7 protein-coding genes and 1 pseudogene are annotated in these 12353 nt (G+C 43.7%); 7 read left to right on the forward strand and 1 reads right to left on the reverse strand.

The features are described from left to right. Positions 1-453: 453 nt before the first annotated feature. Positions 454-897 (forward strand): GNAT family N-acetyltransferase, encoded by a 444-nt coding sequence (locus AB4407_RS16315; RefSeq protein WP_372121304.1) that lies wholly within the window; start codon positions 454-456, stop codon positions 895-897. Between the two features lie 155 nt (positions 898-1052). Here the strand turns inward: AB4407_RS16315 and AB4407_RS16320 are convergent. Beyond that, positions 1053-2144 (reverse strand): annotated as a pseudogene (locus AB4407_RS16320) (DUF3103 domain-containing protein); the annotation flags it as partial. A 623-nt stretch (positions 2145-2767) separates the two neighbouring features. Between AB4407_RS16320 and hsdR the strand changes: the two are divergent. The 6 genes from hsdR to AB4407_RS16350 all read left to right on the forward strand — a co-directional run bounded on the left by hsdR (position 2768) and on the right by AB4407_RS16350 (position 12349). Beyond that, positions 2768-6331 (forward strand): type I restriction-modification system endonuclease, encoded by a 3564-nt coding sequence (hsdR, locus tag AB4407_RS16325; RefSeq protein WP_372121305.1) that lies wholly within the window; start codon positions 2768-2770, stop codon positions 6329-6331. 94 nt (positions 6332-6425) lie between these two features. Further along, positions 6426-8027, forward strand: a complete 1602-nt coding sequence (locus tag AB4407_RS16330) for an N-6 DNA methylase (RefSeq protein WP_372121306.1) — start codon at positions 6426-6428, stop codon at positions 8025-8027. Next, a complete protein-coding gene (locus AB4407_RS16335; protein WP_372121307.1) occupies positions 8027-9526 on the forward strand; it encodes a restriction endonuclease subunit S in 1500 nt (499 codons plus the stop codon). Before AB4407_RS16330 ends, AB4407_RS16335 begins: the two co-directional genes overlap by 1 nt. 226 nt (positions 9527-9752) lie before the next feature. Next, positions 9753-10229: a GNAT family N-acetyltransferase gene (locus AB4407_RS16340; protein ID WP_372121308.1), complete on the forward strand. Its 477-nt coding sequence runs from the start codon at positions 9753-9755 to the stop codon at positions 10227-10229. A 25-nt stretch (positions 10230-10254) separates the two neighbouring features. Then, complete coding sequence (locus AB4407_RS16345; protein WP_009846550.1) at positions 10255-10635, forward strand: MmcQ/YjbR family DNA-binding protein; 381 nt, start codon at positions 10255-10257, stop codon at positions 10633-10635. A 295-nt stretch (positions 10636-10930) separates the two neighbouring features. Beyond that, positions 10931-12349, forward strand: a complete 1419-nt coding sequence (locus AB4407_RS16350) for a DASS family sodium-coupled anion symporter (protein ID WP_210446069.1) — start codon at positions 10931-10933, stop codon at positions 12347-12349. Positions 12350-12353: the final 4 nt, after the last annotated feature.

A 12353-nucleotide genomic window follows, 5' to 3' on the forward strand; every position in this document is an offset into this window, starting at 1 on the left:
GTTGATAGTTGTTGGTTGTTGGTTGTTGGTTGTTGGTGCCCTGATTTCTTATTCGATAGTCAAAGTTATGGAATAAGGAACGCAACTCAATGTTTGGCATTTTTTGAAAATCGATTTAATCAGAGTTTATTCCTATCTTCTAGTTCCAAATTTGACTTAATAAAAGTGCTGATGCGCTCAAAAGGCTTATGGCACCAAAGATTGTGAGTTTGAAACGATAGTCTTGATATTTGAGTTGTTGTTTCATCGCGTTTGAGCTGTGCATCGCAAGATAGCAAGTTTCTCAAGAGGAGCAGGTTAGCTTTGTTATTTTGATGTTACTTAGATGTAGGCTAGGGTGTGTTGACATTTTGAACTGATGTTTGCAAAGAATTACAGGGGCTTTTTACACAGGATTCTAATATAGAGCGCTTCCTAAAGATTTCAAAATATAACAAATAAATGGATTTTTAAATGAAAATAGTAAAAGCAGAACTAGAGCATTTAAATGCAGTTGTACCTCTTTTTGATGCTTATCGAGTGTTCTACGGCCAAGAAAAGGATCTTAAAACAGCGCGTGAATTTATTGAAGCTCGCTTAAAAAACAGTGAGTCAGTGATATTTTTGGCACTAGATGATGAAGGGAACGGTTTAGGTTTTACTCAACTTTACCCAAGTTTTTCTTCTGTGTCCGTGTCGCGAATTTGGGTTCTTAATGATCTATTTGTCGCACACACCGCAAGAAGGCAAGGTGTGGCGAAACAGTTGATGGATGCAGCGAAAAATATGGGCTTAAAGGATGATGCTAAAGGTTTAGCTTTAGAGACGGCTGAGAGCAATATCAATGCTCAGAGGCTTTATGAGTCTTTAGGTTACGTAAGGGAGTCTGGGGCATATCACTACTTCTTGAATCTCTAAAACAATCGCACAAGAGAGCCGTTGAATGTAGTCTACTAACTAACTAACTAACTAACTAACTAACTTGATTTCGTATCATCTAACCAACGGAAAGCTGCGCCATGGAGCGCAGCTTTTATTAGATTGTATCGGCTTAATTTTATCTGAAGACTGAATTATTCTGTCGGTAATATTGTTACAGGAGCAAAAGAAGCCACGGCATTCACGCCAGCACCCGGACGGTCTACATAAGGCGTGTTTTGCATTAAGTTGTAGTACACGTCTACGAAGTCATCGTCATTCACTAATACGCCATCAGGAATCACATCGATAATCTTACCTGTGATTTGTGGAATGATTGCATAGCCCTGAGCTTCTGGGTCTGGAATCATCTTGAGTATCTCTTCTGCTGCTTGCACCAAGAGTTTTGCTAGCGCTTTATAGTCAGTACCATCATCCTGCTCCATCAAAATCATGTCCGCAGCACCCCAACGGTAGCGAGGCCAAAAGACGACGGTTTGATTTGGGTAATATGTTTGCTTGTCGTAATCGAGATAAGGCATATCAACGAGATCAATTTGTGGCTCTAAACGACTTGAATCGACACCTGTCACAATAGCGTAGATTTCCGCTTTACCTGAGATCCAAGGTTCTTGGTCTACTTCCAAACGAATCTGAGTTAATTGGGTTGTGCTTAACGGTTTTGGTTCAGGCTGGTCGACAAAAGCGAAAGCTCTAGCGTGATTGTTTTTGTTATTAAATTGACGACTATCACTGTCAATATCGGCATTGATTTGTGTGGTTGTCCCTAGCCTTTGCATCTCAGCTTGCATCGCCATTAAGCCTGCTTTGAGTTCTTCAGCGCCATTGCTGTCAACAACAAACACAGGAACATCAGGCATTTGGTAAACATCTAGTTGATGAACTTGTCCGTAAACGTCATACGCTTCAATGTATTGCCAATTTGAATCATCGCCCGATGGTTCGAATGCAAATAATGGGTTCTCACCGTTTTTCCACGCTTTGATCATCGCTTCATCAGCCATGCGAATCTCTAATACAGAGTCGCTGAAATCTTCAATGCCTTTCATTTTACGATAGCTTAGATCAGCTTCTTCCATCTCGTAAGAAAATGCAGAATAAGCCTGAGGAGCCCCAAGCGTGTCGAGCGAAGTTGATGGGTGTTTCTCTGTGATCTGATCTTTTAATTGGATCTCAAGATCGGAATAACGCTCACTGATTTGCAAAGCCAAACTTTGTTTTTGCATCGCTGCGTTCTGTGCAATAGATACTGACTCTGAAATAGAGAGCGGGTTTGCGGTAGAGAGAGAGTTTGCAGTGTCGATATCATTTGCATAAGACTGGAAGCCAACCACTGTCGTTGCAAGCACCATACTGATTGAAATAGATGGTCTCATAAATAACCCCTTATTCGATTTTTATAGGTTTAGAGCCTTTGCTCTATAGTTCTAATCTATCAGCAACCTGAATACATTTGAAGAAAATCAGTGGTTTTTATTTTGTTTTTGCTTTTGCTTTTGCTTTTGCTTTAGGTTTCAGGTTTCATGGTTAAGTCCCCCCCGATTCGATAGATAACTCACTAACCACATTTAAGTCTTGGGAAATTAAGCAGTGCGGGAGGTTCTTTGTGAGGAGGGACTTGATGTGAGTGGTGGGGAATATTGTTGAAACGAATGGTTTAATAAAACGAATGGTTTAATAGTGAGCAATTATTTAATCGCGCCCCCTTATTTAACTGCAATCATTTGTTTAATCGCAATCAATTGTTCAAAAGCAACCAATGTCATCGTGTTATATGAAGGTTTTATTGTAAGATACGGTTTATTCAATAAAAATTACATTTAAATTACGACGAGTCGGTTGGTATTTAATGCAAAAATCAAACTTCGAATTCCTCAAGGGCGTTAACGATTTCTTGTACGCTATTGCTCGCGCAGCAGAAAAAAACTATCCAGATGACCCAAATACCACGCTCGTTAAATTGCGTATCTTTGGTGAAGCTACCGCTAAACATTTAGCCAAGCTGTTAGACATCAACGTGCCCGATAACCAGCACGAACTGCTACGTGAACTCGGTAAAATCCCTTTTGTCGACGACAGCATTCTCAGTGTCTTCCATAAGCTACGCAAAATTGGCAACCAAGCCGTCCATGAATATCATGACGACCTACAAGATGCGGAAATGTGTTTGCGTTTCGCTTTCCGCGTTGCGGTTTGGTATTACCGACTTGTCACTAAGAAATACGACTTTCCTGTCCCTCCGTTTGTTTTACCAAACTCAGATAGTGGTCAACAGTTTGAACAAGAAGTGTTGTCGCTAAAGCACGAGTTGGCATTAGCTCGTCAAAGCGAAAGCCAAGCGAAAGAACAGTCGAAAGCAGAGCTGGAAGCGCAACAGGCGAAACTGACAGCGCTGAATGGCTACATCTCCGTTTTAGAGAGTAACCAAGAAGAAACACAAGAGCAGTCTCAAGCTCGAATTAGCGCACTAGAAGCCAAGCTGAAAGAACAAGAAACTGAGCTATCTAAGAAGACAGAAGTAGAACGTAAAGCGTATAAGAAACAGATAATAGATGAAGCGAAGTCGCGCCCTCTAGATCTAAGCGAAGATGAAACTCGCTACTTAATTGATAACCAGCTGCGCAAAGCGGGTTGGGATGCAGACAGTAAAATACTCAACTTTGCCAACGGAACACGGCCAGAAGTGGGGCGCAATATTGCGATTGCTGAGTGGCCAACCGGCAAAGACGAAGTGGGCAACATGGGCTTTGCCGATTACGTGTTGTTTGTTGGTTTGAAACCGATCGGCGTGGTTGAGGCGAAAAAGAGAAACAAAGATGTGTCGGCGAAGCTGACAGAAGCTTACCGTTACAGCAAATACTTCGATAATGACTTTCTACGTTCCGAATTAATGCAAGCCGCGAACGGGCAAGATGCGCTAGACCAAGTAGCCGAAGCTCTGCCCACTTACTTGCCGACATGGAGCGATTCAAACGGCTCCTCGCCGCTTCAACAACAAACGTTTAAAATCCCATTCTGTTTTTCGGCTAACGGGCGCAGCTACAAAGCGGCAATAAAAACCAAAAGTGGTATTTGGTATCGCGATGTTCGTCATGCCACCAATATGCCCAAAGCATTACCAGAATGGCACCGACCTGAAGAGTTAGTGGCCAAACTCGAAAGCGATGACCAGCTAACCAATAATTGGTTTAGCCGAAATGCAGACATGAGCGACCTCGGTTTGCGTTACTACCAAGAAGAAGCGGTGCAAGCGACCGAGCAAGCCATCGTGAATGGTCAGCAAGACATTTTATTAGCCATGGCGACAGGTACGGGTAAAACACGTACTGCGATTGCCTTAATGTATCGCCTTATTCAGTCTCAACGTTTTAAGCGCGTTCTGTTTTTGGTCGATCGCACCTCTCTTGGCAAACAGGCGCTCGATTCGTTTGAAGACACTAATATCAAAGGGGATACGTTTAACTCTATCTTTAATGTAAAAGGGTTAACCGATCGCTTTCCTGAAGACAGCACCAAAATACATGTTGCCACCGTTCAATCTTTGGTTAAGCGCACGCTCCAAAGCGATGAGGTGATGCCTGTTGGGCGTTACGACTGCATTATTATTGATGAAGCGCACCGTGGTTACATTCTTGATAAAGAACAAACCGAAGGCGAAGAGAAGTTCAGAAGCGACCAAGATTTCATCTCTTCGTATCGCCGTATTATCGATCATTTTGACGCGGTAAAAATTGCGTTAACGGCTACACCAGCATCGCACACCATTGATATTTTTGGCGGCGAGAAGAAAACACCCGTTTATCGTTACGGTTACCGAAAAGCGGTCGTCGACGGTTACTTAACCGATCAAGAGCCGCCAATTCGCATTATCACCAAATTAAGTGAAGGCGGTTTGTACTTATCTCAAGGTAGCGAAGTTCAGCGTTTGTCTAATCAAGGTGAGTTAATCAACGATACGTTAGAGGATGAGCAAGGCTTTGAAGTCGCGGATTTCAACCGTGCGCTCATCGCCTCAAACTTCAATAAAGTGGTGTGCGAAGAGCTGGTTAATCATATCGACCCAACCAGCCCACAAAAGACACTCGTATTCTGCGTCAATAATACCCATGCAGACGCGGTAGTCGAAGAGTTGCGCACCGCATTTAAAGCCAAATATCCGCAGCTAGAGCACGATGCGATAATCAAAATTACTGGCGACTCAGACAAAGATTCCACCAAAGTTCAATCCATGATCACTCGCTTTAACAAAGAGCGTTTGCCTAACATCGTGGTAACGGTGGACCTTCTGACAACCGGTATCGATATACCAAGCATCTGTAATTTAGTGTTTATGCGTAAAGTGCGTAGCCGTATATTGTATGAGCAGATGAAAGGCCGTGCGACGCGTTTATGCCCAGCCGTTGGTAAAACGTCATTCAAAATTTTCGATGCGGTTGATCTCTATTCCACGCTGCAAAGCGTTGATACCATGCGCCCAGTCGTGGTGCGCCCTAAAGTAGAGCTGCAAACTTTAGTCAATGAAATTACCGACTCAGAAACCTATAAAGTGATGGAAGCGGATGGTCGAAGCTTTGCAGAGCACAGCCACGAACAGTTGATTGCCAAGCTACAGCGTATCTCAAGCCACGCGGAGTTTAGCCGCCTTAAATCACGCGAGATAGACAGCCAAATCAAACGTTTTGACGAGATTTGTCAAGACTCTGCGGGCTGTAACTTCGCAAGCCTTGCGAAAACACTCAAACAAAAAGGCCCCAAATGGTCGGCGGAAGTGTTCAACAAGGTGACCAATATGGTTGGCCGTTTAGAGCAGCTAAAGCAAGAGATTAATGACTTGCGTGATATGCCAATCTTTACCGATGTGGATGATTCACTGCTGCGAGTAGAAACCGTGTATGGCGAGCATGAAACCGCGCAAGATTTCTTAGAAGCCTTTGATGCGCTGGTGGACAAATCATCCAACCAGCAAGAAGCGTTAGATGTGGTCATCAACCGCCCAAGGGACTTAACCCGTAAAGGTTTGTTAGAACTGCAAGAGTGGTTCGATGCGCAAAACTTCAATGAGCCAACGCTTAAAAAAGCGTGGAAAGAGACCAAAAACCAAGATGTAGCAGCGCGCTTAATTGGTCATATTCGACAAGCGGCGATTGGTGATGCTCTGTTGCCATTCGAAGATCGAGTGGATCAAGCGTTAGATAAAATCAAAGCGCAAAAAGAGTGGAGTGAAGAGCAACTTAATTGGCTCGATCGCCTAGCGTCATCTATTAAAGACAAAGTAGTACTCGACGATGACACCTTTAAAACGGGCAACTACAAGCGTAAAGGTGGCAAACGTAAGCTGATGAACGTCTTTAATGATGAATTAGACAGCATACTCACCCAATTCAACGAGTTTATGTGGGACGAGCCAGCGTAACTCAGTACAATCGCACCAAACGTAAAAACGCACGCTCAATAAGAGTGTGCGAATTACCTATCTGACACGAGTCAGTACAAACAAGAGAACAAGCATGAACAATAATGATCTGGTCGCCAAACTGTGGAAACTGTGTGACAACCTACGTGATGGCGGTGTGTCTTACCAAAACTACGTAAACGAGTTGGCATCACTACTGTTTCTTAAAATGTGTGAAGAAACAGGGCAAGAAGATGACTTGTTACCACAAGGGTTTCGCTGGGCCGATCTAAAAGCCAAGCTAGGTCAAGAGCAGCACCAGTTCTACCGTAATATGTTGGTTCAGCTTGGTGCTGACGACCATGCCATTGTTCGTGCAATCTTCCAAAACGTAAACACCACCATTACTCAACCTGCTCAGCTGACTGAGCTGGTGGATAACATGGACAAGCTAGAGTGGTTTGACGACTCTGTTGATGGTGAAGGGCAAGGTAAATCACGTGATGACTTTGGTGACATGTACGAAGGCTTACTGCAAAAGAACGCGAACGAGACGAAATCGGGCGCGGGTCAGTACTTTACGCCACGTTCACTTATTAGCACCATCATCAAAGTGATGCAGCCTCAGCCACGTGAGGTGATTCAAGATCCAGCCGCAGGTACCGCAGGTTTCTTGATTGAGGCGGATAAATACATCAAATCACAAACCAACGATTTAGATGACCTAGACGGTGACGACCAAGATTTCCAAATGAAACAAGCTTTCGTTGGATTAGAACTGGTACCAGAAACGCGTCGTTTAGCTCTGATGAACTGCTTATTGCACGACATTGAAGGCGATGCAGAAGAGGGCGCTATTCGCCTTGGCAACACGCTAGGCAGTGCAGGTGAAACCCTTCCACAAGCGAATGTGATTTTGACTAACCCTCCGTTTGGCAGCGCATCAAGTACCAACATCACTCGTACCTTTGTTCACCCAACTGGCAACAAACAGCTTTGCTTTATGCAGCATATATACGATGCACTAGAAGCAGGCGGCCGTGCAGCAGTGGTAATTCCAGATAACGTGTTATTTGAGGGTGGTAAGGGTACTGATATTCGCCGTGACCTAATGGACAAATGTAATCTACACACCATCTTACGTTTGCCAACGGGTATCTTCTACGCTCAGGGTGTGAAGACCAACGTACTCTTCTTCCAAAAAGGCACGCCAGAGAACAAGAACCAAGACAAAGACTGCACCAAAGAAACATGGGTATTCGATATGCGTACCAACATGAACACCTTTGGTAAGCGTCGCCCACTGACTGAAAAGCACTTTGAAGCCTTTATCAATGCTTACGGTGCAGACAAAAATGGTCAATCACCTCGTGAAGAGGGTGTTTACGAGACGCTCGGTAACATTTTCGCTGAGGGACAAGATAGCGTAGAAAGCACCATCGACAATTCCCGTTTCCGCAAATTCAGTCGTGACTACATTCGTGACCAAAAAGGCGACAGCCTAGATATTTCTTGGCTAAAAGATCTAGAAGCGACCAGCGCAGAAAACCTACCAGAGCCAGAAGTACTAGCAGGTGAAGCAATGGCAGAGCTAACTGAAGCCATGTCTGAAATTTATCAATTGATGCAAGCGCTTGGCGCGAATGATGAAGCAGAAGGGCAAAAGCAACTACTTGAAGAAGCCTTTGGCTTGGCAGAAAAGCCGGAGGCAGAGTAATGAGTGAGTTGCCGAAAGGTTGGGTTGAAACTGAGCTTGGTAACGTAACGAACTACGGGGCAACGGCCAAACCTGATCTAAAGAACATTGATGATGAGTGTTGGGTCCTAGAGTTAGAGGATATAGAAAAAGATTCCTCTAAATTACTAAAACGCCTTAGTTTTGCTGACCGAGCGCCTAAAAGTTCAAAGAACTCGTTTGTGAAAGGCGACGTTCTTTATGGAAAGCTTCGTCCTTACTTGAACAAGATGTTAATCGCTACTGAAGATGGGATTTGTACGACAGAGATTGTACCTTTAAAGATACCAAATGATTTGTTCGACAATCGTTTCCTGTTCTATTGGCTAAAGGGTAAGCAGTTTAGTGACTATGTGAATGCAGTCAGCTATGGCGTAAATATGCCAAGGTTAGGCACAAAAGATGGCAAGAAAGCGCCAATGATAGTGGCCCCACAAGCCGAACAAAAACGCATCGTTGAAAAACTCGATGAGGTATTGGCGCAGGTCGACACCATTAAAGCCCGTCTAGATGGCATCCCAGATTTGTTAAAGCGCTTCCGCCAATCGGTCCTCGCTTCTGCGGTGTCGGGTAAGTTGACGGAAGAGTGGAGAGTAACCAACTCCCCCAAGAAAGTTGATAATAGTGAATTAGCTCAAATTAATGCAATACAAAGAAAAGAGAGCGTAGACGGTAGAACTCAAAAAGCAAAAACACTAGATGATATTCCAGGACTAAAACTACCAACAACTTGGAGTTGGAACTCTATTGATATTTGCTCCCTAAAAATTACTGATGGTACGCATCATTCCCCTCAGAGTTACCCAGAAGGGGACTTTATGTACGTAACATCAAAAAATGTGCGTGAGGGGTATCTAGATATGAATAACCTTACTTACGTAACTAAAGATACACACGAAGAGATTTACTCTAGATGTGATGTTAAATTTGGGGATGTGTTGTATGTAAAAGACGGTGCAAATACTGGACTAGCGTGTGTCAATAGCATCGACGAGCCAATATCACTGCTCTCTAGTGTTGGTGTGATTAAAGTAGCTGACTATTTGACTCCAAAGTATTTACAACACTACTTAAACTCGCCAATTGGACGCAAGCTTATGCTAGATAAGATGGGTGGAACCGCGATAAAAAGGCTTACATTGAAGAAAATTAAAGAGTCTCCATTATCACTTCCCCCATTAGAAGAACAAAAAGAAATCGTTCGCCTCGTCGACCAATACTTCGCTTTCGCTGACACCATTGAAGCGCAAGTGAAAAAAGCGCAGGCGAGGGTAGATAACCTCACCCAAAGCATCTTAGCAAAAGCCTTCCGTGGTGAGCTGGTGGCGCAAGACCCAACCGATGAACCAGCCGACAAGCTGCTAGAGCGCATTGCCGAGGCTCGCAAAGAAGCCGAAGCCCTAGCCAAGGCAGCCAAAAAAGCCCGTTCTACCAAGAACCCGGCAAAGAAGAAAGCAGAAAAGGCCGCCAAAACGGTATAAATTATTAACACGGTTAGGTGTTTTAACAAAAGGGGCGAGCGCCCCTTTTTTGTGCCTGTTGTTAAAGCATGAGAGCTATGCTTGATCTTGGTAAGTTGGTGATGTTATTGGCAGTGTGAATGGCTTATATTTCCATAATACCTATGTGCTAAAGGAAAATGTTGCGTTGGTACAATGCGTTACATAAATGGGCACTAGGTCGAAAGTATATGAATTAAGGATAATTATGCCGGATATCTCCCTCCAACTTGAACTTGCTAGCACTGACGATATCCAACAGTTGCAGAGCTCGGCACTCAGCGCATTTGCAGACGATGTGGAAAAATACGGTGCGTTCCCGCCAAACATAGAATCAACAGAGTGGTTCCAAGCTGAGGTTAGTAAAGGCAACTTTTATAAAGTGCTGTACAACGGCGACTATGCCGGGGCGATTTGCGTAGAGTGTGGTGAGCAGAGCAGTATTGAGATCCGATATTTCTACATTGATGTTCAGTATCAAGATAAACATGTTGGTTCTCAAGCGATGAGCCTTATTGAACACCAGTATTCGCATATCACAAACTGGACTTTGTTCACCCCTTATCAGTCCTACAGAAACCACCATTTCTACGAAAAGTTAGGCTATATCAAAGTTGGTGAAGTTCAGCCAGACCTCTCAGACGAGTTCAAACTGTTTGAATATTCAAAGAGCCAGCTAATGTGATCTTGCATGCGTATAGGAAGAGAGTATGAATTACGATGAGTTTAACCATTTTTGCGGGACATTTACTGGGACGAGTCATGTCGTTCAATGGGGCAATTCAGATGTCTGGAAGGTGGGTGGTAAAGTCTTTGCCATTGGCGGTTGGAGTGATGGCAAAAAAGCGGCATTCACTTTTAAGACATCCAACTTAAATTACGATTTTCTCAGTGATTGTGAAGGCTATAAACCGGCTCCGTACTTTGCTAATCGTGGGATGAAATGGATACAGCAAGTTGAGACATCCGGTCAATTAGACGATGACCTAAAGTATTACTTGTCTGAGTCTTATCGTATTGTTGCTAGTGGTTTAAGTAAACGTAAACAACGAGAGTTGGGCATAGAACACCTATCTGAACCACGCACGTAAATGCTTCAAGGCAGATTTCGCAGTTCACGTAATACTTTTTAATCTTTATCGACAGGCCAATAGCCCTTTGGAAGATCCTGACGATGAGATTGATCAAGTTGTATTGCAACAGTAAATGACACACAAACGTAGAGGTAGCGCACAGAATCGAAAAAGGGGATATCGCGATTACGTAATCATTGATCTAGCCGATAGTGAGATAGTGATAAGAGGTCGATAATTCGTTGTCGGATCTAAATTAGAACTTTAAATCTAATTTCTAAGTAGTTGTTATCTCAGGAAGAGTTTTTGTGCTATGCGCCCCTATATTAAATACATTATCCCTATTTTAATTCCTTTCATTATCCTCGTCATGCCGCTATCAGCGTTTCCATTTGAAGGCCTTACGATTATTCAACAACGCGTTATCGCGATCTTTTTATTAGCGGCATTGTGCTGGGTGTTCGAGCCTATCCCGATTTACGCGACGTCTGTTGTTATTATCGTTCTGCAATTATTGATGTTGTCGGATAAAGGGCTGATCTTTTTAAGGTTTGAGCATGGGGAGGAACATTTTGGTGAGCTGTTAAAATACAGCGATATTATGGCGACTTTCGCTAGCCCAATCATCATGCTGTTTTTAGGTGGTTTCTTCTTAGCGATGGCGGCCACTAAATATCGATTAGACGTAAACTTAGCTCGCGTGTTGTTGAAGCCATTTGGACAAGACCCAAAGTTTGTGATGCTCGGCTTAATGTTGATCACTGGTATCTTTTCGATGTTTATGTCTAACACGGCAACAACGGCAATGATGTTATCCATTTTAACACCGGTATTGGCTGTGTTTGGTCCGAAAGATCCCGGTCGTATAGCGTTTGCGCTTTGTATTCCTGTTGCCGCTAATATTGGTGGCATTGGTACCCCGATCGGTACCCCGCCGAACGCTATCGCACTTAAATATTTAGTTGGCGATAATCTCATTACGTTCGGCGAATGGATGGCATTTGGTGTGCCGTTTGTCGTTATTATGATGGCGTTAGCGTGGTTTTTAATCGGCTTTATGTACAAAGCTGACCAAAAGAAAATCGAGTTAAGTATTAAAGGTAAATTCCTTAAAACGCCCAAAGCCATTGCGGTATACGTCACTTTTGCGCTGACCATCATTCTTTGGTTAATGGGTTCAAGCCATGGCATGAACTCTTATACCGTCGCTCTGATTCCTGTTGCTGTGTTCTCTCTTACTGGGATCATCAATAAAGAAGACCTGAAAAAGATTTCTTGGGACGTACTGTGGCTTGTATCTGGTGGTATTGCGCTTGGTTTAGCTCTCGATAAAACTGGCTTAGCAAAGCTGGTGGTACACAGCATTCCGTTTGATGCTTACTCACCCTATGTGGTGTTGTTCGGAGCGGCGTTCTTGTGTTTGGTAATGGCAAACTTTATGTCTCATACCGCAACGGCTAACTTGTTAATGCCAATTATGGCTGCATTAGGTTCGTCTATGGCTTCACTCACGCCACTCGGCGGTGAGTTAACGTTAATTCTGGTTGTGACTTTTGCCGCTTCATTAGGTATGTCGCTGCCAATCAGTACGCCACCGAATGCGTTGGCTCATGCCACGGGTCATGTGCAAAGTAATCAAATGGCCAGAATCGGTATTATTTTAGGTGTGGTTGGTGTGCTATTGAGCTTTGTTATGGTGTGGCTGCTACATTCAATTGGTCACATAGGATAACGAT

This window comes from Vibrio sp. 10N.261.46.E11, assembly GCF_041472735.1.
GTDB lineage: Bacteria > Pseudomonadota > Gammaproteobacteria > Enterobacterales > Vibrionaceae > Vibrio.

Excerpts from the sequence above, each read along its gene's own strand:
- hsdR (WP_372121305.1), top strand. The coding sequence starts at position 2,768 with ATGCAAAAATCAAACTTCGAATTCCTCAAGGGCGTTAACGATTTCTTG.
- AB4407_RS16350 (WP_210446069.1), top strand. The coding sequence starts at position 10,931 with ATGCGCCCCTATATTAAATACATTATCCCTATTTTAATTCCTTTCATT.
- AB4407_RS16345 (WP_009846550.1), top strand. The coding sequence starts at position 10,255 with ATGAATTACGATGAGTTTAACCATTTTTGCGGGACATTTACTGGGACG.
- AB4407_RS16335 (WP_372121307.1), top strand. The coding sequence starts at position 8,027 with ATGAGTGAGTTGCCGAAAGGTTGGGTTGAAACTGAGCTTGGTAACGTA.
- AB4407_RS16315 (WP_372121304.1), top strand. The coding sequence starts at position 454 with ATGAAAATAGTAAAAGCAGAACTAGAGCATTTAAATGCAGTTGTACCT.
- AB4407_RS16340 (WP_372121308.1), top strand. The coding sequence starts at position 9,753 with ATGCCGGATATCTCCCTCCAACTTGAACTTGCTAGCACTGACGATATC.
- AB4407_RS16330 (WP_372121306.1), top strand. The coding sequence starts at position 6,426 with ATGAACAATAATGATCTGGTCGCCAAACTGTGGAAACTGTGTGACAAC.